The following is a 26798-nucleotide window of genomic DNA, read 5'->3' on the forward strand; positions in this document are numbered from 1 at the left end:
CGGCAGTGTTCAGAGTTCGCGTGGTCGCGCGCCCGTCTCGGAACCCTGGCGCAGCGCCCTGATGGTCTCCGTGTTCGGGCAATACCGCCCGTGGCGCAGGGGAGCGTCTTGCTGGCTGAGGTCGCTGCGGCATCGACGCGTCATCGCGCACCCCGCGCAGACGATCGTCATATCCCTCAGCACGCTCGCTTGCCTCTGCGCCAGTTGTTCGGGGTCGATCCCCAGGCGCTTGAGCAGTCGGGGAAGGAGGGCAGAGTCTGTCTCGCTGCGAGATACGAGCTGGCGCAGGTCGGCCTCGGGAATGGCATTGTCCCGGGCCAGCTCCGCCATCGCCGCCGGGCCGAGCGCTTCGAGCTTTCGCAGGTAGGATTGAACACGCCACCACTGGCGAACCGTTTCGACGATCTGCATGGCAACCTCCACGCCCCCACACCACTATCGCCCTGTTGGCAGCAACCTTCGTTGCGGTAGCTCAAACCTCCCGTCATCGCTTGCGCACTTGAGAAATACCCTCTCCGCCTCCGGCCGAAGCCGATCCTCATCCCTTAGGCGGTTGGGGCAGCGGCGTGATGCCATGGCAGCTCGGCGCAATATCGGAATCGGAATTTACAATGGATCTTTTTTTTCGCATAAAGATGGATCAAAAATATATCTTTTAGAGGAAGCCACCATGATCGGCCGACCGCGTGACGCAGCCGGCACCGACAGCACGTTGGTGCCGATGCTGATATGGGGACTTGTTCTGGTCGTTGTCGGAATGGCTTTCGTCATGCTGTTCGTGTAGCGCTCGCTCGCTTCCCGCGGGCGGCTGCGACGAAAGGACCGTCTCACGCGTGTCCCGTCGGGAAGGAACGACCTGTCGGGGTAGCCGGCCGGAACATGCGGGATGGTTCATGCGACTGACGCGATTTTCCGATTATTCACTCCGGGTCCTGATGTATACAGAAAGTCGGGGTGAACGCCTGATCACGATCGAGGAGACGGCTGCAACCTACCGGATTTCGCGCACGCATCTGATGAAGGTCTGCCATCAGCTCACCAGGGCCGGTTTCCTCCGGGCTATTCGCGGTCGCTCCGGCGGGCTCGTCCTGGCCAGAGCGCCGTCCGAAATCGGAATCGGCGAGGTCCTGCGCCTGACGGAGCCGGATTTCGCGCTGGTCGAGTGCTTCGGCGGTGGCAAGGACTGTGTGATCGCGCCGCGCTGCCGGCTCCAGGGCGTCCTTCATGAGGCACTCGCCGCGTTCCTTGCGACGGTCGATCGCTACACCCTGGCCGATCTGATGCTGAACCCGGCGGATTTCGGCCTCGCGCCGGCGGCTTGAGGCGGGACGTTGTCGCAACGCTCCGCGCGGCGGATGGCAGGAAGGAGCGGCCATAGATGCGGCTTGTGTTCGACCAAGCCTTCGGCCTCGACGAGGACAGTCTGCACGACGTCGTCGCGGTGCTGAGCGAGCGGTTGCGCGCGCATCCCCGCCTGCGCCGCCCACTCGACCGCGTCGTCGGCAACCGCTGGGCCGAATTCGAGCACGACCTCACACATTTCATCGCGGCGCTGAGCGCACGCACCGGCGACCACGGTGGCGGCCTAGCCGCGTTGTTCGATGCGTTTCCGGAACTGGCGCCCGAGCACGTCGCCGATGCGCGCGATCTCTTCGTCGAGTCCGCCCTGGCAATCCTGCCTCTTCATGCTGCTGCTTCGCTGTCGGACCTGGCTGACAGCGTCTGTGATCTGACCTTGCGCGCGTTGCGTCTGCAGTCGAGCGAAACCAGCGCGATACCGCTGCCCCGCCGGATCAGCGAGGCCGAGGAAGCCCTGCGGATCGGGGCTGGCCTCGGATAGGCCGGGACGCACGCTCGCACCATCTCCTCGGAACCACGCCGTCCATCCCGGGTTGTATGGGCCCGGAGCGTGTTGCCGGGAGGCTCCGCGGCGCTCATGATCGCCGCCAGCTGCTGAGGGGCGATGATCCTCCCGCCAGCCGTTCTGGAGAGCGAAGATGAGCGTTCGGGAACGGGTGCGTGATCTTGCCGGCCGGGCCATCATGCAGTTGATCGCCAAGCCCTCCAGAGCCTACGAACCCTTCACGCCCCCGGACCCCGCGGCGCTGCGACGGAGCCTGCAACCGGCCGACGTCTTGCTGATCGAGGGAAACCAGCGCGTGTCGACCGTGATCAAATACATGACGCAGTCGACCTGGTCCCATGCTACGCTCTTTGTCGGTGATGCCTTGGCCTCTCGCGGGGAAGCCGATGACAGCCTCATGCTGGTCGAAGTCGACCTGTCGGCCGGCTGCATCGCCGTGCCGCTGACCAAATACACACAATACACCACCCGCATCTGCCGCCCGGTCGGCTTAACCGACATGGATCGGCGCAAGGTCGTCGATTTCATGATCGCGCGGCTCGGTTTCCGCTACGATATGCGCAACGTCGTCGATCTCGCCCGCTATCTCCACCCCATGCCGTTCCTACCGGTGCGCTGGCGTCGGCGCATGATCGCGCTCGGCAGCGGCGAACCGACACGGGCCATTTGCTCCACGCTGATCGCCGAGGCCTTCCAGGCGGTGCACTACCCGATCCTGCCGCTGATCGACCATCTTCCCAGCCATGAGCGCGCCGATAGCGAGCACGCCCGCCAGGAGATCCTGCATATCCGCCACCACAGCCTCTACGCGCCGCGTGACTTCGATATTTCGCCATACTTCCAGATCGTCAAACCGGCGATCGAGAACGGGTTCGACTACAGGAGCCTGACCTGGGACGGTCACGATCTTCCGTGCTCCTAGGCCACGCTTTAGCGAAGTTCGGTCTTTTCCCTCTCCATGCGATGGAGCACGACACCCGGCTTGCGCGCGAACGTAACCTTGGCGCACTTCATGCCGCGACGCTGCGCCGCCTCGAACAGCATGCTCCGCACCCTGGCGTAGCCGACTTTGTCGCCCCAGTAGGTTTCGCCTGATTGATGTTTCTTGGGAGCCTAGTCTAGATAAGTCCCGACCGTACTGGGTTTTCAAACCACGCAGGATCATCCACCGCCCAGCGATCGGTCAGGACCGTCGGGGTGTTCGCACTCGTGCCGAACTCCCGGACCTCGCCCCGCTTGCCTACCTCGGCCAGCGCCAACGCGACCGTCTCCTTGCGCACATCAAGGCCAACGTAAGTGATAGGCTTTTCCATAACCCGGCTCCTATGCAAGAGGCTCGGTGCAGAACCACCCGGCGCAACCCTCGCAACCCGCATACTGTGAGACGGGGCGCCCCTATCTCAGGCGGACATATGGCCTAGCTCGCCTCATCGCCCTCGATCCGATCGTTATCGCCCTCCATGAGAATACGTGCAGCCGCACCGTCGAGGTCATCATATTGGCCATCGCGCAGCGCCCACAGAAAGGCGGCCAGTGCCGCCCCCCCGAGCAGCAGCGCCAGCGGGACGAGGAAAACGAGGCTGCTCATTCGCCAGGCTCGCCAGCCAGAATGAGCCCCAGGGGTTGCCGTAAGCTGGGTTGGGCAGAGGTCGTCCTCCCCGCATCGAGCCGCAAGGCATTGGCAACAACGAGGATCGAGGACAGCGACATGGCGAGCGCAGCGATCAGCGGCGTGACATAGCCGGCGATGGCAACCGGGAGGGCCAGCGCATTGTAGAGGACCGCGAGCGCGAAGTTCTGCCGGACGAGCCGGCCGGCGGCCCGCGCGACAGCGACGGCCACTGGCACCGCATCGAGCCCGTCATGCAGGAAGACGAAATCCGCAGCGTTGCGGCCGATATCAGCAGCCGAGGCCGGCGCCATTGAGGCATGCGCTGCGGCAAGCGCCGGTGCGTCATTGAGGCCGTCGCCGACCATCAGGACCTTGCGTCCCTTTGCCTCCAACGCGGCGAGTTGCTCGACCTTACCGGGCGGCAGAAGCCCGGCCGAAACCTCGTCGATGCCGAGCGGGCCTGCAATCACCTGAACCGCCGCTGGGCGATCGCCGGAGAGCACGATAATTGCGAGACCGTCCACGCGCAGGCTGTCGATGGCGGCGTGCGCCTGCGGGCGCAGGGTTTCGGCGAAGGCAAAGCGCGCGACGAGCGCCCCGTCGCGGCTCAGTACCGTCCTGTTCTCCTGCCCTCCGCGGGTCTCGTCCGCAAGCGCCCATTTGGCCCGCCCGAGGCGATAGTGCTGCCCGTCCAGTTCGGCCTCGACACCGAGGCCCGGATACTCCCGGATTTTCGCCGGCACCAAACCTCCCTCCGGCGCGGCGGCAGCGATGGCACGCGAGAGCGGATGGCTCGAACGCCGCGCGATCGCCGCCGCGATGGCCAGCTCCCTAACCGGAATCGATGCGGGGTCGATCAGTTGCGGCTGGCCATAGGTCAGCGTGCCTGTCTTATCGAAGGCGACAGTGTCGATCTCGGCGATGCGCTCGATGGCCGAACCGTCCTTGACCATGATCCCAGCCTCGAACAGGCGCCGCGACGCCACGACCTGCACGATCGGCACGGCCAGCCCCAGCGCGCAGGGGCAGGTGATAATCAGCACGGCGATGGCGATGGTGATCGCCCGGTGCCAGTCGCCAGTCGCCGCCATCCAGCCGATGAAGGCGATGAGCGCGGTCGCGTGGACGACCGGCGAATAGAGCGCGGCCGCGCGGTCGGCGATGCGGCGATAGCGGGCGCGACCGCCCTCCGCCGCCTCCATCAATCGAACCATCTCGGCGAGGAAGGAGCTTTCGGCCTTCGCTGTGGCGCGGATCGTCAAAGGCCCGGAGAGGTTCAGCGTCCCGGCCTGCACCGCCATTCCCGGCGACACGGATCGCGGTGCGCTCTCGCCGGTGGCGATGGCGCAGTCGAGTTCGGAAGCTCCTTCCTCCACGACACCGTCAACGGGCACGCGCTCGCCGGCCGTGAGCGCGATCCGCATGCCCAGTGCGACCTCGGCCAGCGGCAGGTAGGTCCGGCCGCCCTCTACGCCGAGCACGGTAGCGCCGCGCGGTGCCAATCGCATTAGGCCGCGCACAGCGGCCCGTGCCTTCTCATGCATGAGATGGTCGAGTGCGCGGCCGATCAGCAGGAAGAAGATCAGCGAGGTCGCCGCGTCGAAATAGGCATGCGGCCCGTCATGGATCGTGTCGTAGAGGCTGAGAGCGAAGGCGAGGCAGATGCCGATCGAGATCGGCACGTCCATATTGGTGCGGCCGTGCCGCAGTACCGCCCAGGCCGAGGCGAAGAAGATGCGGCCCGCATAGATCAGGCAGGGTAAGGCCAGCGCGCCGGAGATCCAGTGGAAGGCGCGGCGCGTCTCAGGCTCCGCTCCCGACCAGACCGAGACAGAGAGCAGCATGATGTTCATGGCGCAGAAGCCGGAGACCGCCAGCGCCCGGATCAGCCGGTCGCGCTCGGGGTCCGTGCCGTCCGCCTCGCTCTCGAAGAGATGGCCGGGATAGCCGAGCCCTGCGAGCGCCGTCAGCAGCTCCGGCGCCTCCTCGCTCCGCCATTGCACCGCGACGCGGCGGGTCGAGAGATTGACCCGAACCTGCGCAACGCCGGGCAGCCGGGCAAGCCCGGCCTCGACCGCCCGGATGCAGGCGGCGCAATGCAGACCGGGCACCGAAAGGTCGCTCTGCCACAGGCCATCACCAAGGTCGCGGCTGGCGAGGCGGATTTCCTGCCGCGCGGCGGAGGGATCGGGCGCGCCGTCCAGAGCCAGCGGCGGCGCGCAGCAACTCATCTGAGCGCCCGGTAGCTGTGCCAGGTCGCGTGGCCGAGTAGCGGGAAAACCACGATCAGGCCGAGAAGCCCGGTCGCGACCGAAACGAGAAACAGGGCGAGCACGACGGCGCCCCAGGCGATCATCACCGGCAGGTTCCGCCAGACCATCGAGATGCTGGTGCCCATCGCGGTGAAGGCATCGACCCGCTCGTCGAGCAGCATCGGAATCGCGAAGGCGCTGATCGCGAAAGAGAAGGCCGCGAACAACCCGCCGACCACGGTTCCTACCAGCAGCATCGCCCAGCCGATCGGCGTGCCGAACAGCATGGCCGCGACCTCGTTGAGGCCGGGGAACGGTCGCAGGCCGAAGAACAGCGCGTAGATGATCACGGCTGCCCGCATCCAGACGAGCATCAGCAGCGACAGGATCGCGCCGGTATACCAGACCTGCCCGCCCGAGGCCGCCTTGACGAAGATCATGCGGGAGAGACCGACCGGCTCGCCCTGCTCGATCGCGCGGCTCTTCTGGTAGAGCCCGATCGCGAGCAGCGGCCCCATCACCATGAAGCCAGCCAGCGCCGGGAACAGGATGTAGTCGAGCTCGAGCCAGAACAGCCCCCAGACGATAATGGCCGAGATCGCGAAGACCGCGAGCCCGTAGAGCAGGCTCGGTCCCGGATCGCGCCAGAGGTCGCGCCAGCCCGCCCCGAGCCAGGACAGGGCCGCGCCCGCCGGCAGGTTGCGCCGCCGCTGCGCGGCGAGAGGCAGCGGCATCTCCTGGCCGTTCCCGATCGCAGCCATGTGCTCCTCCTTCCTCAGCAGGACGGGCGTGCGGCGCGGAACCCGCCCGCCTCGCTCGCCGAATTCGCATGCGGCACGCAGTCCGGCTGCGAGCCGATGGCGACATAGACCAGATGGGCGTTGGCGAGGATCAGCCCACCCGCCAGCACGCCGGCGAGCACGAGCCAGAAGGCCCTTCGCCCGCCGCGCCACCGTGTCTCGCCGTCGGCCGGGGCGCTCATCGCTTCGCCTCACGGAGCGTGCCGACATAGAGCGCCAGCAGCTTGATATCGGTCGGCGAGAGCCGGCCCTCCCAGCTCGGCATCTGGCCCTGCCGCCCGCCATGGATGCTATTGACCACCGATTGCAGGTCGCCGCCATAGATCCAGCTGGCATCGGTCAGATCCGGCGCACCGAGATCATGCTGCCCCTTGCCTTCCGGCCCATGGCAGGCGGCGCAATTCGCCGCGAAGACCTCCTTGCCCGCCGGCACGCGCGCCCGCTCGGCCTCATCCTGCTTCAGGCCCGAGAGCGAGCGGACATAAGCCGCAACGGCCAGAACCTGCTCGCGCTGGAGAATGCCATCGCGGCCGAAGGCCATCATCTGCGCACTGCGCGTATCCTTGGCCGTGCCGTTGATGCCGACGCGGATCGTCTCGGCGATCGTCTCCGGGCTGCCGCCCCAGAGCCAGGAACCGGCGGCGAGATTGGGGAAGCCCGGCCCGCCCCGCCCCTGCACGCCGTGGCAGACGGCGCAATTGTCCTCGAACAACGTCCGGCCGGTATCGCGAACATGGCGCATCAGCCGGGGATCGGCGGCGATCTCCGCGAAGGAGGCCTTGTCGATCTTCGCGGTCCAGTTCGCCCGCTCGGCGGCGGCATCGCGCACCTGTTCGGCCACGACCTTGCGCTGGTCGATGCCGAGCAGACCCTTGGTATAGGTCACGCCCAGCGGCCAGGCCGGCATCAGCAGCCAGTAGCCGATCGCGAACAAGGTTGCGGCGCCCAGGAAGAACAGCACCACCCGCGGGATCGGTGTATCGAGCTCCTCGATGCCGTTCCACTCATGGCCTGTCGTCATCGTTCCCGTGACGGGATCGCGCGTCGCATCTGCCATCGCTCAGTCCCCCGGCCTGTCGTCCTTGTCGAAGATGCTCGTCTTGGCCCGGTCGAAGCGTTTCCGGTTCGCGGGCCATAATGCGTAGATCAGCACGCCGATCGCCATCGCCACGAGATAGAACAGCCCCCAGCTCTTGGCGAAACCGACCAGCGCATGATGATCGACGTCCATCGTCTCACTTCTCCGCAGCGGCAGCCTGCTTCTGCGCGGCATCTGTCAGGCGGCCCAGCACCTGGAGATAGGCGACCACCGCATCCATCTCGGTCAGGCGGCCCGGCTCGCCGTCGAAGGCGCGCATATTGGTGGCCTCGCCGTAGCGCTCGGTGACGCCGGCGGCATAGGGGCTGTCGGGGCTTGCCTGGCCATAGGCGTCGGCGCTGGCATTGGCGATCTGGGCGTCGGTATAGGGCACGCCGACCGTCCTCTGCGCGGCGAGATGCCGGCCGAGATCCTCGGTCTTCAGTTCGTTGCGCAGCAGCCAGCCATATTTCGGCATCACCGACTGGGGCACGACGTCGCGCGGATTGTAGAGATGCGCGACATGCCAGGCATCCGAATACTTGCCGCCGAGCCGGGCCAGGTCCGGCCCCGTGCGCTTCGAGCCCCAGAGCATCGGATGGTCGTATTTCGACTCGACCGCCAGGGAATAAGGTCCGTAGCGCTCGACCTCGTCGCGCAGCGTCCGGATCATCTGGCTATGGCAGGCGTAGCAGCCCTCGCGGATATAGATGTTGCGCCCGGCCAGTTCGAGCGGCGTGTAGACGCGCATGTCCGGCGCCTTCTCGACCGTCTCGTGGATGGTGAAGAGCGGCGCGATCTCGACGAAGCCGCCGATCGCGGAGACGCCGATGATGGCGAGGACGAAGCCGATCGCATTGCGTTCGAGCTTGCGATGGAAGAACTCGCGCATCGGCTCACTCTCCCGCTTGTAGCGCCGCGCCCTGCAGCGCCGGCAGGTCGCCGTCGCCGGCTGCCCCAACAGCCTGCGCGCGCGACATCCGGATCGTCATCCAGACATTGTAGGAGGCGACGATCGCTCCGAGCAGGAACAGGAGCCCGCCGACGGTGCGCGCGATGTAATAGGGGTGCATCGCCACGACGCTGTCGATGAAGGAATAGGCCAGCGTGCCGCTGTCGTTATAGGTGCGCCACATCAGGCCCTGGATGATGCCCGAGTTCCACATCGCGAAGACGTAGATGACGGTCCCCGACAGGGCGAGCCAGAAATGGACCTCGATCAGCTTGGGCGAATACATCCGCTCGACCTTCCACATCCACGGCACCAGCGCGTAGAGCGAGCCGAATGTGATCATCGCGACCCAGCCGAGCGCGCCGGCATGGACATGGCCGACGGTCCAGTCGGTGTAATGCGAGAGCGAGTTGACCGCCCGGATCGCCATGAAAGAGCCCTCGAAGGTCGAGAGCCCGTAGAACACGGCAGCGACCATCATGAAGCGCAGCGTGGCGTCGTCGCGCACCTTGCCCCAGGCGCCGTTCAGCGTCGCCAGCGCATTGCCGGCCGAGGCCCAGGACGGCACCAGCAGCACGACCGAGAAGGTCATCCCCAGCGTCTGCACCCATTGCGGCAGCGCCGTGTAGTGCAGATGGTGCGAGCCCGCCCACATATACATGAAAGTGATGCCCCAGAAGCTGATGATCGACAGCCTGTAGGAGTAGATCGGCCGGCCCGCCCGCTTCGGCAGGTAGTAATACATCATCCCGAGGAAGCCGGAGGTCAGGAAGAAGGCGACGGCGTTGTGGCCGTACCACCACTGCGTCATCGCATCCTGCACGCCGGAGAACAGCGAATAACTCTTGGCCTCGCCGAAGGAGACCGGCACCGCCAGGTTGTTGACGATGTGCAGCACCGCCACGACCAGGATGAAGGCCATGTAGTACCAGTTGGCGACGTAGATATGCGGCTCCTTCCGCCGCTGCAGCGTGCGGATATAGAGCAGGAAATAGGTGACCCAGACGATGACGAGCCAGAGATCGGCATACCATTCCGGCTCGGCATATTCCTTCGACTGGGTGATGCCCATCAGGTAGCCGGTCGCGGCCAGCACGCAGAACAGGTTGTAGCCGATCAGCACGAACCACGGACTGAACTGGTCCGGCAGGCGCGCCCGCGTCGTCCGCTGCAGGACATGAAACGAGGTCGCGATCAGCGCATTGCCGCCGAAGCCGAAGATCACGCCCGAGGTATGGATCGGCCGGATGCGGCCGAAGCTCGCCCATGCCGCGTCGAAGGTGAGGTCCGGCCAGGCCAGCAGCGCTGCGACCCACACTCCGAAGAACATGCCGACCACGGCCCAGCCGAGCGAGAGCACGATGCCCACCTTGGTCGGGTCGTCGTAATAGCGCGTCAGGCGCTCCTCGGACGGCTCCGGCGCGAAATAGTTCGACATGACCAGGCCGATGCAGCCGAGCCCGAACAGCAGGACGATGACGCCATGGACGCCGAACAGATCGTCCCGCCCGACGATCGCCATGGCGAGCCCGCATAAAGCCAGGAGAGCTGAGACCGAGATGGCGCGCTGTCGCTCAGCGATCGTGAGTGCCGCAATCATCGCTCCCTCTCTCCGTAGCTGGCGCGAGCCGACGGCCTCATGCCTTCAAGAATCGGTATCGCACAAAAGCATTATCTCAAATACCCAATTTGCCGACGGGTGGGTCGGACAAAATGCCGTAGGCGCTGGCTGCACGTCACTGCTTCTCGATCTCCGCCAGATAGGTCCGCACCGCGCGTTCAGGCCCGTGCCAGGAGGCGCTGCCCTTGCCCTGAAGCTCCGGCGCGTCCTTCCAGCCCGGCTCGACTCCCGTCATGTCCGGCAGCAGATGGGCGATGCCCTTGTGGCAGTCGATGCAGGTCTTCTCGCCCGTGGTCAGGAAGCGGCCATGGATTTCGGCGGCGCGGCGCGTCTGCTTGGTGAAGTCCATCGCGACGGAGGAATGGCAGTTGCGGCACTCCAGCGAGTCGTTCGCCTTCAGCCGTGACCATTCGTGCTTGGCAAGCTCCAGCCGGTGGTTGAGGAACTTCTCGCGCGTCGAGATCGTGCCGAAGATCTTGCCCCAGACCTCCTTCGAGGCCTGCATCTTGCGGGCGATCTTGTCGGTCCAGTTATGCGGGACGTGGCAGTCCGGACAGGTCGCGCGCACGCCCGAGCGGTTGGAGAAGTGTGAACCGCGCCGGGTTTGCCGGAGGCCATTGGATGTTAGTCACGCCGCCATATCGATCTGCTCGGCGGCAGCATAGTAGTTCGCTTCGGCTTCGGCAGGCGGGATGTTGCCGATGGGCTCGAGTAGCCGGCGATGGTTGAACCAGTCGACCCATTCGAGGGTAGCGTATTCGACGGCTTCGAAGCTACGCCATGGCCCGCGTCGATGGATGACTTCAGCCTTGTACAGGCCGTTGATCGTCTCGGCCAAGGCATTGTCATAGCTGTCTCCGACGCTGCCGACGGAGGGCTCGATGCCTGCTTCTGCGAGGCGTTCGGTGTATTTGATGGACACGTACTGGGCGGATTCAACCGGTCGTCGCAACACCAAGAGATTGGAGATTGTGACGATGGCTGGTCAACGAGCATCGGATCGCTGCACACGGCGGAAGTTACGTTCGCCAGGAAGGCCACCTGCCTGGCAGCGTGAGCATTATTGCCGCTTCTGGCAGGCTATCGCGCGCGGACGTACGAGCGAGGAGGCAGCCGCCGACGCCGGTGTTTCGGCGCCGCTGGGGCCGCGCTGGTTTCGGAGTTCGGGAGGGATGCCGCCAACCCATCTTGCGCCTTCGGCGCCCGTGCCAGTCGGAAGATACCTGTCCTTCGGCGAGCGCGAGGAGATTGCGATCGAGCTTGCCAAGGGAGCAGCGATCCGCGCGATTGCACGTGCCCTGGGGCGCTCGCCCAGCACGATCTCACGCGAAGTGCGCCGCAACGCCGCCACACGCGGTGGTAACCTCGACTATCGCGCCATCGCGGCGCAATGGCATGCTGACCGCGCGGCACGACGGCCTCGGCCGGGGAAGCTGGCGAGCAACCTCGCTCTACGCGCCTATGTCGAGCAGCATCTCTCGGGACAGGTGACGAACGTCGATGGCACCGGCTTCGCTGGGCCCAAGGTGATATGGAAGAAGCGTCGCGCCGTACTCCGGCAGAGCCGGCGCTGGTCAACCGCGTGGAGCCCGGAGCAGATCGCCCATCGACTTCGGATCGATTACCCGGAGGATCCCAGCATGCGCATCAGCCACGAGGCGATCTACCAGTCTCTCTATATCCAGGGTCGCGGTGCATTGCGTCGGGAGCTGACGGCTTGCTTGCGCTCGGGTCGAGCTCTGCGTGTTCCGCGTGAGCGGACCCGCGGCCGTGGAAAGGCCTTCGTGGGCGATGCCATCATGATCAGCGAACGACCGCCGGCGGTCGAAGACCGGGCGGTTCCGGGGCACTGGGAAGGTGATCTCATCCTGGGCCTGCACAGCTCGGCGATCGGCACTCTCGTCGAACGCAGCTCGCGCTTCACGATGCTGCTGCACCTGCCGCGCCAAGAGGGATATCAGCGTGGACAGCGGGTCAAGAACGGCCCGCCACTTGCCGGACACGGTGCTGAAGCCGTTCGCACGGCCATCGTACAATCCATGAGCGAGCTGCCCGCGACGCTTCGTCAATCGCTGACCTGGGATCAGGGAGCCGAGATGGCTCAACACGCACGGCTCCGCATCGAGAGTGGGTTGGAAATCTACTTTTGCGATCCGCAAAGCCCATGGCAGCGCGGCTCGAATGAAAATACCAACGGCCTTTTGCGCCAGTACTTCCCGAAAGGGACTGATCTCAGCCGGCACTCGGCCGGGGAGTTGGCTGCCGTCGCGCACGCGATGAACACCCGGCCCCGCAAAACGCTCGGATGGAAAACACCGATCGAAGTACTCGATCACTTCCTCGCTCAGCAGTATGATGCTGGTGTTGCGACGACCGGTTGAATCCGCCCAGGCTGCCGCGGTCCGAGTGGTGGACAAGGCCAGCACCTCGCGCAGGACGGCGATCGTGCAGCGCCTGCTCGAGCGCATCGAGGACGAAGCCGGCATGGGCGCTCCGGCTGGCCCGCCAGCCGACGATCCGACGGGCATAGGTGTCGATGACGAACGCCACGTAGACGAACCCGGCCCAGGTCGCCACGTAGGTAAAGTCCGACACCCACAGCATGTTCGGCGCCGGAGCACGGAACTGGCGGTTCACCCGATCGAGCGGGCATGGTGCCGCCTTGTCGCTGACGGTGGTGCGCACCGGCTTGCCGCGGATCACGCCTACCAAGCCCATCGCCCGCATCAACCGGGCAACGGTGCATCGGGCGACGTCGAACCCCTCGCGGCGCAGCTGCCGCCAGATCTTGCGGACGCCATAGACGCGGAAATTCTCCTCGAACACGCGGCGCACCTCCGGTCGAAGCACGTCGTCCCGCCGAGCCCGAGCCGACCGCCTGGTCGGCTCCATCCTTCTGGCAACATGGGCATGGTAGGTGGATGGGGCGATCGGCAGTACCCGGCAGATCGGCTCGACCCCGTACATCGCGCGGTGCGCGTCAATGAACGACACCATCACTTCGCTCGGCGGTCGAGCTCCGCCATCGCAAAATAGGCGGACGCCTTGCGAAGGATCTCGTTCGCCTGACGCAGTTCGCGATTCTCGCGCTCCAAGGCTTTCATCCGCTCCGCGACGTCACTCGGCACACCACCGCGCATGCCGCTGTCCACCTCGGCTTTCTTCACCCATTCGTTGAGCGTCTGCCCGGAACAGCCGATCTTCGCCGCGATCGATACTACCGCCGCCCACCGCGACGGGTGATCCTTCTCGTGTTCCAGCACCATCCGCACCGCGCGGGTGCGAACCTCAGGCGAGAACTTGTTCGTCGTCTTGCTCGTCATAGACCCTTCCTCTCAGGAGTTGGGGCCTCCGACAAACCCGGCGCGGTTCAGTTTCTGTTTGCGAGAACGCAAAGAGCGGCGGCATCGATACGGGCATGGTCCAGCCTTGAAGCAGGACCGTCATGAGCCGAACAGCGCAACACAGCCTTGATCCAGATTTGCTCGAATGCCTTCTCGATGTAACCGACCCCGAGATTGGTTTGAGCGTGGTCGACCTTGGGCTCGTCTACCGCGCGACACGCGACGAGAGCGGCATCGACGTGGAGCTCACCTTGACCGCCCGGTCCTGCCCGCTCGGAGAGATGCTGATGGAGCAGGCGCGCGAGCGCTTGGCCGAGCGTTTCCGGGACGTCTCCCGGATTGGCATTGGCCTAGTCTGGAATCCGCCGTGGAAACCAGACCTCATCAGCGATCATGGCCGCGAACTGCTTGGCCTCAAGACTAAGGAAGTAGCCTGATGGCGCGGCCTTATGAGGAAGAAACAGATATCCCACACGCCAACATGAGCCTTGCCCCAGAGCCGGTCGGAAGATCTCTATACCGTCGGGGCGCTGTTCGGGTTCCCCTTCTCGCAACGGCCGCGATCGCGCTGTTGGCGGGTGTCTGCGCGGGCTTCGGCCGGCTCGGGTGGGAGATCCCTCATGTGAGTGCTTTGACCGAACTGCACGGCCCGCTGCTGATATGCGGGTTGTTCGGGATACTGGTTTGCCTTGAGCGAGCTGTTGCGCTGGACCGTGGCTGGGCCTATGCGGCGCCAGCTCTGGCGGCACTGGGAACGATTTCCTTACTCGCAGGCGCGCCGGTCCCGGTGGCTGGGGGACTTTACGTCCTCGCCGCCGCGGTGCTCGTGGGCGGCTTGCTCGTGATCGTCATGCTCCAGCCGGCGCTTTTCACGGGGACGCTCCTGTTCGGCGCTTTGGCCTGGCTCGCTGGAAATCTCCTCTGGGTCATGGGTAGTCCGATCGCAGACGTGGTCGGTTGGTGGCTGGCCTTCCTGATTCTTACGATCGCCGCCGAGCGCCTCGCACTCAGCCGTCTTCGTCCGCCGAGGCGGGGCAGCGAGGCGCTGTTTTTGTTCGCACTGGGCATTCTCCTCGTCGGAGCGCAAAACGGCATTATGAGCAAAAACGGCTCGACCCTGTTCGGGATCGCCCTGCTCGTTACGACGGCATGGCTCCTACGACATGACATTTCGTTGCCAAGCCTGCGTCGAACGGGGCAGACGCGGTTTGTGGCTCTCTGCATGCTGCTGGGATATGCATGGATCGGCGTCGCCGGCGTTGCCCTGATTGGATTACCGCCCGGCGCAAGCGCTTTCGGCTACGATATCGCCTTGCACGCCATTCTAACCGGCTTCGTGCTCTCGACGGTATTCGGGCACGCCCTGCTCATCCTTCCCGCAATCGTCCGCTTGCGCGTCCGATATGCTGAGATCTTGTACGCCCCCCTGTTCCTGCTGCAGGGGGCCGTCGCCTTGCGAGTGGCTTCTGGGCTGGCGGAATGGGGCGCCGGTCGCGCAGCCGGCGGCGTCCTGACCGGCGTGGCCCTGGCCAGCTTCGCGCTTGCGGTCGCAGTCGTGTCGCGGCGCAACTGGTCTTTTGCGAAGGAGGCGAGTGGACCCGTCTGCTGAAGCGGGCAGCAGGTTGATCTCGATCAACGCTCCTCGCTGCGGCGCAATTCGGGCAAATCCGATCGCAACCAGGCGAGACGTGCAATGGCCTGCCCGGCGAACCTTTGAACGCGCAGCAGTTCGCCCTCGTCGCGCAGGCTGTCCGCCGCTTCGAGATATCGTTCGGTCAGCAGCTCCGCTAAGGCGATCGGATTATCCGGGAGCACCTGCAAGAGCGAGCCGGCGGGTGTGGCGATCGGCGCACGCTCAAGCTCAAGCGCATGTCCTCTCGCTTCCTCTATGAATGCGCGCAGGCGAATCTGCTCGGGAGCCGGCGCAAGAGCTGCGAGTGGTTCGAGAAGCTCGGCAAGCCGCTGTTCGAGAAAGGCGGCATCCTGAACCGGTTTGTCGCCGACATTTCCGGCGTCCGCTGATCGGTTCGCATGGAAAGCACGGCGTCGTTCACGCCGGAGCGTCGCAACATGGCCGAGTTCCTCGCGCGCCATCGCCTCCGCCGCCTGCTGGATTTCGGGCACCGTCGCCTGTGCCGCGACATAGCTCCAGAAGGCAAAGGCTCGCTCCTCGTTGCGCACCGCCATTGCCAAGGCGCGATATGCGTTCTGGAGGCGGGGATCGATCGTGGCGGCTCCCTCATCGTCGAATGTCTCAGGAAGTTTCCATCGGATCAACGCCGGATCAGGAGCCTTGCCTCTGACCTGCTCCGACCAATGCGCCACTTGGTCCAAATGCCCCTTCTCATCGGCCGAAAGTCGCTCGAAAACCGCAGCCAGCCCAGGGTTGCCTTCATCGTTCATCCGTCCGGCGATGTCTGCGTAGCGTTCGGCCGCCTCATGCTCCATTGCGTGCGCGATCGCAAACAGTTCCTCCAATGTCTTCACCGGGGTCGATGGTTCAGTTTTCAGCAGCGACATGTGACCTCCCTTTCGCCCCCGGTGGGGCCCGCCATCGGAAGTTGGCCGAATTCTACCGCCTGCAATTTGCGGTATGTCAAATCTTGCCGGGCTCATATGCGCCAGTAGTATGGTGACGCCGAGCAGACTTTGGCTCAAACTCGAAACGGAGGAACCCGCCGATCGTGGCCGCGTTCCCCAGGTCATTTACCCATACGTTCTCCGGGAACCTTGTTCGGCATAGGATGATCCCCGTTGGCCTACTCGCAGCCGTTTCAAAAGCTGAACCTCGCAGGACTCTCACGGCTGGTGTTGGCCGCGATCGTCGTGGCAGTCATGTCCCTGGTTGCCGGTCGAAGCCTGGCAGCAGGGCAGGTCCAAGACTATCTTCCGAAGATTCAGTCCGGCGAGTTTTTTGCCGAGGCAGACCGCTTCGGCGCAGTGCAAGGCGACCCGCCTTTGATCCCGGCCTACCGTGGCGATAAGCTTCTCGGTTTCGTCTATCTGAATTCCGATTTTGCCAATGCGACGGGCTATTCCGGCAAGCCGATCCACGTGTTGGTCGGCATCGACACGCAGGGTGTCGTCCGCGGACTGAAACTCGTCGATCACAAAGAACCTATCGTTCTGATTGGCATTCCCGAGCAGCGCATCGTCGCCGCAATGAACCGGCTCATCGGGAAAGATCTCCGTCCGGTCGCCTCCGGGTCCGAGCGGCCACCGCAAGTCGATATCGTCAGCGGCGCGACCGTAACGGTGCTGGTCATGGGCGACAGCGTCGTGCGCTCGGCGGTGCGCCTGATCAAGAGCGGACGACTCGGTTCTGGCGGCCAACCTGGGCCGGTGTCCGGAGTGGCGCCAGCGGTCAAGACCGTCGACGTCGAAAAAAGCGAGGTGCGCGACTGGGAGGCGCTCGTCGGCGATGGCTCAGTTCGTCGCCTCTCCCTGACCATTGGTGAAGTCAACGAAGCTTTCGCAAAGGCCGGAAATCAGGCTGCTGCGGACAACCCGGAGCCGGGGGATCCGAATGATCCGTTCATCGACCTCTATGTAGCTCCTGTCAGCGTACCGACCATCGGACGCAGCCTCCTCGGGGATTCGGCGTATGAGCAATTGCGTGCTCGGCTGAAGCCGGACCAACAGGCGATCCTGGTTGCGGGGAACGGCGCCTATTCTTTCAAGGGCTCGGGTTATGTCCGTGGCGGCATCTTCGATCGGATCGAGCTCCTCCAGGATGGGCAAACCACCCGCTTTCGCGATCGTAACCACACCCGCCTGGGCTCCATAGCCGCTGAGGGCGCGCCGGATCTGCGGGAGATTGCTCTTTTCGTCGTTCCCGAAGATTTCAAGCTCGACCTCGTCGAGCCTTGGCAGCTGCAACTGTTGGTCCAGCGCAATATCGGGGCGCGCGACAAGGCGTTCCTGAATTACGAAGTCGGGTATGCGCTCCCGGACCGCTACCTGCGGATCCAGAAACCCGCGGCGCCAGCCGTAGTTCCCGCGCCATCGGAAGCTCCGCAAAAGGCCGGACAGGATTCCGCGGCATCGAAGCAGACAGCAGCCGACTCTCTAGGTGGCGAGTTGGACGAGCCGCTGTGGCTGCGAATCTGGAAGACCAACGCGGTCTCGGTCGGAATCGCGGCCTTCGCTATCGTCGTCCTCACTGGCATCTTCTTCTTCCAGGACGCCTTGGTCCGCAGACCGCGAACCTATGTTTGGGTCCGTCGCGGCTATCTAGCATTCACCCTCGTCTGGCTCGGCTGGTACGCCAATGCGCAGCTTTCGGTGGTCAATGTCCTAACCTTCACGAACGCCCTGATCACAGGCTTCAACTGGGAGTTCTTCCTGGCAGCGCCGTTGATCTTCATTCTTTGGGCGGCCATCGCCGCGGCGCTATTGTTCTGGGGCCGCGGTCCTTTCTGTGGCTGGCTTTGCCCCTTTGGGGCACTGCAGGAGCTGACGAATAATCTGGCCCAGTGGCTGAAGGTGCCACAGATCAAGGTACCGTGGGGGCTGCATGAGCGGCTTTGGCCGATCAAGTACGTGATTTTCCTGGGCCTGTTTGGCTTGTCGCTCTATTCGGTTGCGCTCGCGGAAGTCGTCGCCGAAGTCGAGCCGTTCAAGACCGCGATCATCCTGAAGTTCGTTCGCGACTGGCCGTTCGTGATCTACGCGTTGACGCTGCTTTCGGCTGGCCTGTTCATCGAGCGGTTTTTCTGCCGCTATCTCTGTCCGCTGGGAGCTGCGCTCGCGATCCCTGGCCGTATTCGCATGTTCGAGTGGTTGAAGCGGTGGCCCGAATGCGGGTCGCCCTGCCAACGCTGCGCCAACGAATGCCCCGTGCAATCGATCCACCCCGAGGGTCAGATCAATGTGAACGAGTGCATTTACTGCATGCATTGTCAGGAGCTGTATCACGATGATCACCGCTGCCCGCACATGATCCAGGTGCGGCTGAAGCGTGAACGGCGCGAGGCGCTGTCATCTCCGTCTATGCGCCAGATCAAAGAAGGAGGGCAGGGGCCTGCTAAGCCGGTCATCACCCATATGGGAAAATCACTTCAGGACGCCGGCCCGGCCGAGGCCCCGCCTGCGAGTTGACGCCCCGGCCACCGACACGCGAGCAACGAGGAGACTGTCATGTCAGAAGAGACCAGGAAGAAGGGACTGAGCCGGCGCGACATGCTGGGTACGACCGCGGCGGTCGGTGCGGCTGGAGCGGCAGGCGTCGCGGGGGGCATCGGGCTCTCCCAGTCGGGCGCAATTCTATCCGCGGAAGCGCAGACCAGGCCGGCCGCGCCAGCCGCACGGCCCGCGGTTGGCAATCACTACGAGGTGAAGCCGGGCGAACTCGACGAGTATTACGTGTTCTTTTCCAGCGGCCAGACGGGTGAAGTCCGCATCGTCGGCTGCCCCTCGATGCGCGAGCTGATGCGCATTCCCGTGTTCAACCGCGACAGCGCCACGGGCTGGGGCCAGACAAATGAGAGCCTGCGCGTGCTGACCGAAGGGCTCACGCCGGAAAGTCGCGAATTCCTGAAAGATAGGGGCGGCGTCTATCAGAACGGTGACCTGCACCATCCTCATCCGTCATTCACCGATGGCACCTATGACGGACGCTATCTTTACGCCAATGACAAGGCGAACACGCGCGTCTGTCGCATCCGCCTCGACGTCATGAAGTGCGACAAAATCCTCCAAATTCCGAACCAATATACCGTTCACGGCCTGCGCGTGCAGAAATACCCCAAGACCGGCTACGTCTTCTGCAACGGCGAGGATCGGGTGCCGGTCCCCAACGACGGCAAAATCCTGAACGATCCGAAGAAATATGTGTCAATCTTCTCGGCCGTCGATGGCGAGACCATGAAGGTCGCCTGGCAGGTCAAGGTCGACGGCAATCTCGACAATGTCGATGCGGACTACCAGGGCAAATACGCCTGGGCGACCTGCTACAACTCGGAGGAGGGTGTGACTCTCGCCGAAATGATGGCGAAGGAGCAGGACTGGGTCGTCGTCTTCAATCTGAAGCGCATCGAGGAGGCAGTGAAGAAGGGCGAGTTCGAGACGATCGGCGGTGTGCCCGTTCTCGACGGGCACGCGGGTTCGAAATTCACCCGTTACATCCCTGTGCCGAACAGCCCGCACGGCATCAATACCGCTCCCGACGGCATCCATTTCGTCGCCAACGGCAAGCTCTCGCCGACCGTCACCGTCTTCGACGCCCGCAAGCTCGACGATCTATTCGACGACAAGATCAAGCCGCGTGATGTCGTGGTCGCCGAGCCGGAGGTCGGCCTGGGGCCATTGCACACGGCCTATGACGGCAAGGGCAACGCCTACACGACGGTGTTCATCGACAGCCAGGTCGTGAAGTGGAACATCGACCTCGCCAAGCGGGCGTTCAAGGGCGAGAAGGTCAATCCTGTCCTCCAGAAACTCGACGTGCACTATCAGCCGGGCCATAACCACAGCTCCATGGGGCAGACCAAGGAAGCGGACGGCAAGTGGCTTATTTCGCTGAACAAGTTCTCAAAGGACCGATTCCTGAACGTCGGACCGCTTAAGCCGGAGAACGATCAGCTGATCGACATTTCGGGCGACCGCATGGTGATCGTGCATGACGGCCCGAGTTTTGCGGAGCCTCACGACGCGACACTCGTGCACCGGTCCAAGATCAATCCCGTGAGCCTCTGGAAGCGCGATGACCCATTCTTCGCGCACGCTGTCCAGCAGGCCAAGGCCGACGGCATCACGCTGGAGCAGGATTCGAAGGTGATCCGCGATGGCAACAAGGTGCGCGTCTACATGACGTCGTCCGCGCCGGCCTTCGGGCTTGAGGACTTCACGGTCAAGCAGGGCGACGAGGTCACCGTCTACGTCACCAACATCGACGAGGTCGAGGATCTGACCCACGGCTTCTGCATCACGAACTACGGCATCAACATGGAGGTCGCTCCCCAGGCGACGGCATCGGTGACGTTCACTGCCTCGAAGGCCGGCGTCTACTGGTATTATTGCTCCTGGTTCTGCCATGCGATGCACATGGAGATGAAGGGCCGGATGATGGTCGAGCCGCAGGCGACCTGACCATGCCGCTTGTGCGCACCCTCGTGTGCCTCGGGTCGGCGGCGGCATTCGCCGCCGGCCTCGCCCTGCCGGCCTGGGCCGAACGCATCGTCGTTGCGCCGGGGAGCGAGGATCTTCAATCGATCATCGACCGAGCCGCTGACGGAGACACCGTTACGCTCAACAGCGGCGAGCACCGTGCTCCCGTCCGCATCAGCAAGAGGCTTGTCCTGGAGGGGGAGCCGGGTGCCGTCCTTTCGGGAGCGGGCAGCGGAAGCGTGGTGACCGTCTTGGCTCCCGGAGCCGTCGTCCGCGGCCTTACGATCCGTGGCTCCGGCACCAATGCCGAAAAGTTGGATTCAGGCGTGTTTGTTGAGAAGACGGCCACTCAAGCAATCGTCGAAAGAAACCGGATCGAGGGCAACCTCTACGGAATCTATCTGCACGGGGCGGAGGATGCGATCGCACGCGGTAACACGATCGTCGGCATCAAGGAGGGGCGCGTCAATGAGGCTGGCAACGGGATCTCGGTCTGGAACGCGCCGGGAGCCAAGGTGCTCGACAATGACGTCTCCTTTGGCCGCGACGGGATTTTCTCGGTCACCAGCAAGCGCAACACATTCAGTGGCAACCGCTTTCGCGACCTTCGCTTCGCGATCCACTATATGTACACGAACGACAGCGAGATTTCGGACAACATCTCGACCGGAAACACGGTTGGGTTTGCGATCATGTTTTCGAACCGGCTGAAGGTCAGCGGGAACGTCTCGGACGGGGACCGCGACCACGGCTTCCTCTTCAACTATGCCAATGGGTCGCAAATCATCGGAAATGCCGTGTTGGGTCGTCTGCAGCCTGCGGAACGCTGGGCGACCTCCGTTATGCGCATGTCGGAAGCCAGCGAGCATGGCCTGCCAGTTACCGGCGAGGTCGAGCCCACCGTGGCGAATGGCGCGCGCAGCGGCCCCGTAAAATGCGTATTCATCTACAACGCCAACCGGAACCGCTTCCGCGACAACTGGTTCGAGGGCTGCGAGATTGGCATTCACTTCACGGCGGGGTCGGAAGGGAATGAGATCGCTGGCAACGCCTTTGTGAGGAACCAGAACCAGGTAAAATATGTCGGCACGCGCTATCTCGACTGGTCGAAGGGCGGCCGTGGCAACTTCTGGAGCGATAACCCCGCCTTCGACCTCAACGGCGACGGTCTGGGTGATAACGCATATCGGCCAAACGATCTGATGGACAAGGTGCTCTGGACTGCGCCGCAGGCAAAGGTGCTCGCCAACTCTCCCGCCGTGCAGGTGATCCGCTGGGCTCAGGCTCAGTTTCCAGCACTGCTGCCCGGTGGAGTGGTCGACAATCACCCTCTAATGGCGCCGCCGGCCCGCCCAAAGCTTGCCCGGGAAACCCGGCCATGACCGTCACTGTTGAAATTCATGACGTCACGAAGCGTTTCGGGCATGTCGAAGCCGTCCGCGACGTGTCCTTCACGCTGCCGGAAGGCGAGACGATCGCCCTCGTCGGCCACAATGGAGCCGGCAAGACCACTCTGCTGAAACTGATGCTAGGCCTGATCCGCCCGTCGAGGGGGAATATCAGGGTATTGGGCGAAGATCCGGCGGCAGGCGAATTCGCCGCCCGCCGACGTCTCGGCTATCTGCCGGAGAACGTGTCGTTCAATTCGGCGTTGACCGGTCGCGAGACGCTAGCCTTCTATGCGCGCCTCAAGCGCGAGGGCAGCGGCGCCCTGGCCCCGCTGTTGGAGCGCGTCGGCCTCAGCCATGCCGCGGATCGCCGCGTCGGCACCTACTCCAAGGGGATGCGGCAGCGCCTCGGCTTGGCGCAGGCGCTTCTGGGCGCGCCGCGCATTCTGCTCCTCGATGAGCCCACGACGGGCCTCGATCCGGCCCTGCGCCAGAGCTTTTACGAGATCATCGAGGAGCTGCGTGGGCATGGCGCGACGGTGCTGCTATCATCGCATGCGCTAACGGAGCTGGAAGAGCGTGCCGGGCGGGTGGTGATCATGAACCGGGGGCTCAAGGTTGCCGACGGCAGCCTGGACGAACTGAGGCGCATTGCCCAGCTGCCGACGCGGATACGTCTCAAAGTGGCCGCTTCCGGCATTGCAGACGTCCAGAGCCGGCTCGCTCCGCTCGGGGATTGGCGCCGGGTCAATGGACACATGCTGGAGATCGCTGCCGGCTCCGACCAAAAGATCGAGCTGCTGCGGCGCGCGACCGCCGAAAGCGGTCCCATCGAGGACGTCGACGTGGCTCCGCCGACCCTCGACGAGCTCTACGCCCATTTTCTCCGCTCGCAGGAGGTCCCGCGATGAGGAACATCCTGATCGTCGCCGGAAAGGAAATCCAGGAGGGCCTGCGGAACCGATGGGTCCTCGCCACAACCCTCCTGTTGGCCGCCCTCGCCCTCACGCTTACATTCCTGGGGAGCGCGCCGACCGGAAACGTCGGCGTACGCGCCCTCGACGTGGTCATCGTGAGCCTGTCCAGCCTCACCATCTTCCTGGTGCCTCTGATCGCCCTGCTGATCTCCCATGATGCCATCGTGGGCGAGATGGAGCGCGGCACCATGGTGCTTCTCCTCAGCTACCCTGTAGCGCGCTGGCAGGTGCTACTCGGCAAATTCGTCGGCCATCTTGCAATCCTGGCTTTCGCGACCCTTGTCGGATACGGAGCCGCCGCTGGCGCGCTCGCAGCGACAGGGACAACCATCGACTCACAGAGCTGGGTCGCATTTGCTTCCATGGTCGGCTCCTCGATCCTTCTGGGCGCCGCGTTTGTCGCAGTCGGGTACTGTGTCAGCTCGTTGGTGCGAGACCGGGGCACCGCAGCTGGGATTTCCATTGGCATCTGGCTGTTGTTCGTCCTGATCTACGACATGGGCTTGCTCGGCCTTTTGGTCGTCGACCAGGGTCGGACGGTATCAGGCTCGATTCTGAGCGCGCTGCTCCTGCTTAACCCGACCGATGTCTACCGGCTCTTCAACCTCACGAGCTCGGGCAATGTGAGCGCGTTCTCCGGCATGGCCGGCGTCGCTCAGACTTCCCATTTGACACCGCCGGTTCTCCTGGCCGCCCTCGCAGTCTGGGCGCTCGTACCGCTCACGCTTGCAGCGGTCGCGTTTTCAAGGAGAGAATTATGAGGGGTCTGGCTTTTTCTGTCGGGATCGTAGCCTGTCTCACCCTTGTCGGCTGTAACGAGCGCCAGGCTGCCGAAACGCTCCCGCCGCCGCATGAACTGACCCAGCGCACCATGGGGCATTATTGCGGGATGAACGTCCTGGAGCATCCCGGGCCCAAGGGGCAGATACTGTTGGCTAGCCGCCTTGAGCCGGTCTGGTTCTCCTCGGCACGCGACGCGCTGTCCTTTACCATGTTGCCCGAGGAACCAAAGGATATCCGTGCCATTTACGTTTCCGATATGGGGAAGGCTGCGACTTGGGAGGAGCCCGGAGCGTCGAACTGGGTCGACGCCCGGCGAGCGTCTTTCGTGATCGGAAGCCGAATGAAGGGAGGTATGGGAGCCGACGAGGCCGTGCCGTTCTCAGACAGAAGCGCGGCAGAGAAATTCGCGAGCGAGAACGGCGGGCGCGTCGTGGCGTTCGCGGAGGTGCCGAAGGATTATATCTTGGGCGGCGCGGCTGCGCCTGTGGCCGCCGAGGAGGGGGAGCCTGCCTTGGACGATCAGCAGACCGGCAGTCCTGTCACGCCGGCTGCCCCCCCCACTCATCCAAATTAGAAGGCCTGCGATGTCTTACGATCTCTCGCGTCGACGCCTCGTTGGGATCAGCGCTGCCGCTGCCGGGCTAAGCCTGGTCCCGTTTGGCGACAAGGCAAGGGCGCAAGCCGAGCTCGTGACGTGGCAAGGCCAAGCCATGGGGGCCGTCGCAACGCTTCAAATCCATCACTATAAGCGTGCCACTGCCGAGCGGCTGATAGAGCGTTCGGTGGCCCAAGTCCGCCGGCTCGAATCGATATTCAGCCTCTACAGAGACGATTCGGCGCTCTCCGCCCTCAATCGTCAGGGCATGCTCGTCGCGCCGCCGGCCGAACTCGTGGCGCTCCTAACAGAGTGTCGCCGCTATTCGGCACTGACGAGCGGTGGCTTCGATCCCACCGTGCAGCCGCTGTGGATCCTTTACCGGGATCATTTTTCCAAGACCGATGCGGATCCTCAGGGCCCGCCGGCGCCTGCCCTGCAGGCTGCCTTGAGCCTGGTCGGATTCGGCAAGGTGGTCTTCAACGCGGACCGGATCAGTCTGCCCCATAGTGGGATGGGCCTCACGTTGAACGGGATCGCCCAAGGCTATGCGACCGACTGCGTGGTGAATTTCCTGCGCCAGGAGGGCATCGAAAGCAGCCTCGTCGACATGGGTGAGCCTCGGGCGCTTGGCGCACGCCCCGACGGTTCACCGTGGCGAATTGGCATTGCCGACCCCGACGAGCCAGATCGAACGGATGTGACATTGGATGCGACCGATCAAGCAGTCGCGACGTCGGGAGCATATGGTTTCCGCTTCGATCCCGCAGGTCGCTTCAATCATCTGTTCAACCCACAGACAGGCGCCTGCGCGCATCTGCACCGTTCTGTGTCGGTCGTGATGCCAACCGCAACAGCCGCTGACGCCTTGTCGACGGCTTTCAGCTTGATGGCGCCGGCGGATATCGCGCAAGCGATTAGGCGGCTAGGCCAGGGGCAAGTGCGCCTTATCACCGCAGCGGGCGAACGACTTGAGTTCCGAGGTTGACCCTGCCCCATTTGAACGAACCGAAGCGTGACCGCGATCCCATCGAAGCAGCGCGGATCAGCGGCCCTGCCTGGAACAACCGGCCAATTTGTGGATTGAGCTTCGACAGCTTTACGACCGCCGAGGAGATTTTCGATGCGACTGATCTGTCTCGTTTCCGGGATTCTGGCACTCAGCCCCGCTCTTGCCCACGCCCAGGATGTTACGGCAGGCGAGAAGGCTTTCGCGCCTTGCAAGGCGTGTCATCAGATCGGTGAAAATGCGAAGAACGCGGTAGGTCCTCAGCTCAACGGCATTATTGGGCGCAAATCAGGAACGGTCGAAGGCTACAACTACTCGCCGGCCAACAAGAATTCCGGCCTGACGTGGGACGAGGCCACATTTGCCGAATATATCAAGGATCCAAAAGCCAAAGTGCCAGGCACGAAGATGCTCTATCCAGGTCTCAAGGACGAGCAGAAGATCAAGGATCTGACAGCTTTCCTCAAACAGTTTGATGGGTCGGGCAAAAAGACTGCGGGGCTGTGAGCTGCCCTGCATTGTATGAACGCTCTTATCGGCCTAACGATCAAACCCCCATCGTTTGTCGAGAATAATGCCGCCTATGCAACCATGGCGGCCTCAGTGACCGATTCTGGCCGTCCGCGGCGGTTGATGCGTCCTTGCCGCATCAACGTCACCGCGTCGGTAAAGCGGGCTGCGGCGTTGAATTCCCCCGGATCCCATCGCCTTGCTCATGGCTGAAGCTGAGAAATCTTTTCGGCGGGACGAATGTTATGCTCTGCGTCGAATTTGGACCGCTCACCGATCGATCCGCGCCGGCAGTCAGCCATGGTTCTGAACCTCAAAACACAACGAAACATCCACCTTTCGGGGCGAATTCATTGACTTTTGCGGTGCATCAACCGACATTTTGGGCGAGGCTACCATGCAAGTCGAACGCTCATATGGCGTCGCAGAGCGACGTGAAGCCAAGCGAATCTCGCGAGAGCGAGATGTCATGCGGCTGCGCAATGGCGAAATCAGCGCTTCCGAGCTGAATGAGCGCAATGGCTTCTTCTCGGCGCTCGATCGTTCCAAGGCCCGTGTTGTGGTCTGGCGGGGCCGCGTCAAACTTGATGGCAAGTGACGCCGTCGAGCCTCGATTTGAGGCTCAGGATGTCGTTCTGGTCGCGTCGAGGCTGACGCTAGATGACGCGGCTGTTGTGAGCGGTGGTGGGCCTGTTGGTATCAGAGACGCGATCCAGTGGGGCGACGTCCGTGAAGAATGGGGGTGGGGAAGAGCGGCGCTCAGCGGGCCAGCTCATCAGGCTGACCGGAACGAGCGGCCTGTTCTTGCTCGGTAACCGTCCGGTCTCGGCCGCCTTGCGCGGTGGGCGGCATTTCCCGAACGGTGTGACCTTAAGTCTAGCTTTAAGGTCATGGCGATGGTTCGGG

General features: G+C 63.8%; 27 protein-coding genes, 3 pseudogenes and 1 other annotated feature. Of the genes and pseudogenes, 16 read left to right on the plus strand and 14 right to left on the minus strand.

Features of this window, described 5'->3' with window-relative positions:
- Window positions 1–9 precede the first annotated feature (9 nt).
- A complete protein-coding gene (locus BW981_RS18445) occupies window positions 10–411 on the minus strand; it encodes a DUF6455 family protein (protein WP_076441900.1) in 402 nt (133 codons plus the stop codon).
- A gap of 163 nt (window positions 412–574) precedes the next feature.
- On the opposite strand from BW981_RS18445, the gene BW981_RS22725 reads away from it, so the two are divergent.
- The 4 genes from BW981_RS22725 (at window position 575) to BW981_RS18460 (ending at window position 2786) form a co-directional block, all read left to right on the plus strand.
- Window positions 575–784 (plus strand): hypothetical protein, encoded by a 210-nt coding sequence (locus tag BW981_RS22725; protein ID WP_139333844.1) that lies wholly within the window; start codon window positions 575–577, stop codon window positions 782–784.
- 109 nt (window positions 785–893) lie between these two features.
- Window positions 894–1322, plus strand: a complete 429-nt coding sequence (locus BW981_RS18450) for an RrF2 family transcriptional regulator (RefSeq protein ID WP_076441902.1) — start codon at window positions 894–896, stop codon at window positions 1320–1322.
- A gap of 56 nt (window positions 1323–1378) precedes the next feature.
- Entirely contained in the window at window positions 1379–1840 is a 462-nt protein-coding gene (locus BW981_RS18455) for a hypothetical protein (RefSeq protein WP_076441904.1), read from the plus strand.
- Between the two features lie 202 nt (window positions 1841–2042).
- Window positions 2043–2786: a C40 family peptidase gene (locus BW981_RS18460; protein ID WP_244560372.1), complete on the plus strand. Its 744-nt coding sequence runs from the start codon at window positions 2043–2045 to the stop codon at window positions 2784–2786.
- Window positions 2787–2982: 196 nt separating this feature from the next.
- On the opposite strand, the gene BW981_RS18465 is transcribed toward BW981_RS18460, so the two are convergent.
- The 11 genes and pseudogenes from BW981_RS18465 to BW981_RS18515 form a co-directional block, all read right to left on the minus strand.
- Window positions 2983–3177 (minus strand): hypothetical protein, encoded by a 195-nt coding sequence (locus tag BW981_RS18465; protein ID WP_076441908.1) that lies wholly within the window; start codon window positions 3175–3177, stop codon window positions 2983–2985.
- Between the two features lie 104 nt (window positions 3178–3281).
- Window positions 3282–3452, minus strand: a complete 171-nt coding sequence (gene ccoS / locus BW981_RS18470) for a cbb3-type cytochrome oxidase assembly protein CcoS (protein WP_076441910.1) — start codon at window positions 3450–3452, stop codon at window positions 3282–3284.
- Window positions 3449–5707, minus strand: a complete 2259-nt coding sequence (locus tag BW981_RS18475) for a heavy metal translocating P-type ATPase (protein WP_076441912.1) — start codon at window positions 5705–5707, stop codon at window positions 3449–3451. The genes ccoS and BW981_RS18475 overlap by 4 nt, the downstream gene beginning before the upstream one ends.
- Window positions 5704–6489, minus strand: coding sequence for a DUF2189 domain-containing protein (locus BW981_RS18480; protein WP_076441914.1), 786 nt, complete (start codon window positions 6487–6489; stop codon window positions 5704–5706). The genes BW981_RS18475 and BW981_RS18480 overlap by 4 nt, the downstream gene beginning before the upstream one ends.
- Window positions 6490–6503: 14 nt before the next feature.
- Window positions 6504–6710, minus strand: coding sequence for a hypothetical protein (locus tag BW981_RS18485; protein WP_076441916.1), 207 nt, complete (start codon window positions 6708–6710; stop codon window positions 6504–6506).
- Window positions 6707–7585: a cytochrome-c oxidase, cbb3-type subunit III gene (gene ccoP, locus BW981_RS18490; RefSeq protein WP_076441918.1), complete on the minus strand. Its 879-nt coding sequence runs from the start codon at window positions 7583–7585 to the stop codon at window positions 6707–6709. Before ccoP ends, BW981_RS18485 begins: the two co-directional genes overlap by 4 nt.
- A 3-nt stretch (window positions 7586–7588) precedes the next feature.
- Window positions 7589–7759, minus strand: a complete 171-nt coding sequence (locus BW981_RS18495; protein ID WP_076441920.1) for a cbb3-type cytochrome c oxidase subunit 3 — start codon at window positions 7757–7759, stop codon at window positions 7589–7591.
- A 4-nt stretch (window positions 7760–7763) separates the two neighbouring features.
- Window positions 7764–8498, minus strand: coding sequence for a cytochrome-c oxidase, cbb3-type subunit II (gene ccoO, locus BW981_RS18500; RefSeq protein WP_076441948.1), 735 nt, complete (start codon window positions 8496–8498; stop codon window positions 7764–7766).
- Between the two features lie 4 nt (window positions 8499–8502).
- The gene (gene ccoN / locus BW981_RS18505; RefSeq protein ID WP_076441922.1) at window positions 8503–10158 is read right to left on the minus strand and encodes a cytochrome-c oxidase, cbb3-type subunit I; all 1656 of its coding nucleotides are present in this window, start codon (window positions 10156–10158) and stop codon (window positions 8503–8505) included.
- A 136-nt stretch (window positions 10159–10294) separates the two neighbouring features.
- Window positions 10295–10777, minus strand: a pseudogene (locus tag BW981_RS18510) (NapC/NirT family cytochrome c); the annotation flags it as partial.
- A 30-nt stretch (window positions 10778–10807) separates the two neighbouring features.
- Window positions 10808–11110, minus strand: a pseudogene (locus BW981_RS18515) (integrase core domain-containing protein); the annotation flags it as partial.
- A gap of 46 nt (window positions 11111–11156) precedes the next feature.
- Between BW981_RS18515 and BW981_RS18520 the strand changes: the two are divergent.
- Window positions 11157–12560 carry an IS30 family transposase gene (locus BW981_RS18520; protein WP_076441950.1) on the plus strand — a complete coding sequence of 468 codons (1404 nt, stop codon included), beginning with the start codon at window positions 11157–11159 and terminating at the stop codon, window positions 12558–12560.
- A gap of 13 nt (window positions 12561–12573) precedes the next feature.
- Here the strand turns inward: BW981_RS18520 and BW981_RS18525 are convergent.
- Window positions 12574–13502: pseudogene (locus BW981_RS18525) on the minus strand (IS3 family transposase); the annotation flags it as partial.
- Window positions 13102–13218, minus strand: a sequence feature (AL1L pseudoknot). It overlaps the preceding pseudogene by 117 nt.
- Window positions 13503–13624: 122 nt before the next feature.
- On the opposite strand from BW981_RS18525, the gene BW981_RS18535 reads away from it, so the two are divergent.
- Entirely contained in the window at window positions 13625–13960 is a 336-nt protein-coding gene (locus BW981_RS18535) for a metal-sulfur cluster assembly factor (RefSeq protein WP_076441924.1), read from the plus strand.
- Window positions 13960–15132, plus strand: a complete 1173-nt coding sequence (locus BW981_RS18540; protein WP_210188697.1) for a hypothetical protein — start codon at window positions 13960–13962, stop codon at window positions 15130–15132. The genes BW981_RS18535 and BW981_RS18540 overlap by 1 nt, the downstream gene beginning before the upstream one ends.
- A gap of 23 nt (window positions 15133–15155) precedes the next feature.
- Here BW981_RS18540 and BW981_RS18545 read toward each other — a convergent pair whose 3' ends face one another.
- Window positions 15156–16043: a ferritin family protein gene (locus BW981_RS18545; RefSeq protein ID WP_076441926.1), complete on the minus strand. Its 888-nt coding sequence runs from the start codon at window positions 16041–16043 to the stop codon at window positions 15156–15158.
- Window positions 16044–16358: 315 nt separating this feature from the next.
- Between BW981_RS18545 and BW981_RS18550 the strand changes: the two genes are divergently transcribed.
- From BW981_RS18550 to BW981_RS22730, 9 genes are all read left to right on the plus strand, one after another.
- The gene (locus BW981_RS18550) at window positions 16359–18623 is read left to right on the plus strand and encodes a NosR/NirI family protein (RefSeq protein WP_076441954.1); all 2265 of its coding nucleotides are present in this window, start codon (window positions 16359–16361) and stop codon (window positions 18621–18623) included.
- 39 nt (window positions 18624–18662) lie between these two features.
- Complete coding sequence (nosZ, locus tag BW981_RS18555) at window positions 18663–20612, plus strand: TAT-dependent nitrous-oxide reductase (protein WP_076441928.1); 1950 nt, start codon at window positions 18663–18665, stop codon at window positions 20610–20612.
- Window positions 20613–20614: 2 nt separating this feature from the next.
- Entirely contained in the window at window positions 20615–22012 is a 1398-nt protein-coding gene (locus tag BW981_RS18560) for a nitrous oxide reductase family maturation protein NosD (RefSeq protein WP_076441930.1), read from the plus strand.
- Window positions 22009–22929 (plus strand): ABC transporter ATP-binding protein, encoded by a 921-nt coding sequence (locus BW981_RS18565; protein WP_076441932.1) that lies wholly within the window; start codon window positions 22009–22011, stop codon window positions 22927–22929. Before BW981_RS18560 ends, BW981_RS18565 begins: the two co-directional genes overlap by 4 nt.
- The gene (locus tag BW981_RS18570; protein ID WP_076441934.1) at window positions 22926–23756 is read left to right on the plus strand and encodes an ABC transporter permease; all 831 of its coding nucleotides are present in this window, start codon (window positions 22926–22928) and stop codon (window positions 23754–23756) included. The genes BW981_RS18565 and BW981_RS18570 overlap by 4 nt, the downstream gene beginning before the upstream one ends.
- The gene (locus BW981_RS18575) at window positions 23753–24352 is read left to right on the plus strand and encodes a nitrous oxide reductase accessory protein NosL (protein ID WP_076441936.1); all 600 of its coding nucleotides are present in this window, start codon (window positions 23753–23755) and stop codon (window positions 24350–24352) included. Before BW981_RS18570 ends, BW981_RS18575 begins: the two co-directional genes overlap by 4 nt.
- Window positions 24353–24362: 10 nt before the next feature.
- Window positions 24363–25361, plus strand: a complete 999-nt coding sequence (locus BW981_RS18580; RefSeq protein WP_076441938.1) for an FAD:protein FMN transferase — start codon at window positions 24363–24365, stop codon at window positions 25359–25361.
- A gap of 135 nt (window positions 25362–25496) precedes the next feature.
- Entirely contained in the window at window positions 25497–25889 is a 393-nt protein-coding gene (locus BW981_RS18585; protein WP_076441940.1) for a c-type cytochrome, read from the plus strand.
- Between the two features lie 400 nt (window positions 25890–26289).
- The gene (locus BW981_RS22730; protein ID WP_139333845.1) at window positions 26290–26490 is read left to right on the plus strand and encodes a hypothetical protein; all 201 of its coding nucleotides are present in this window, start codon (window positions 26290–26292) and stop codon (window positions 26488–26490) included.
- Window positions 26491–26798 lie beyond the last annotated feature (308 nt).

It is taken from the genome of Allobosea sp. TND4EK4 (assembly GCF_900156025.1).
Classification (GTDB): Bacteria; Pseudomonadota; Alphaproteobacteria; order Rhizobiales; family Beijerinckiaceae; genus Allobosea.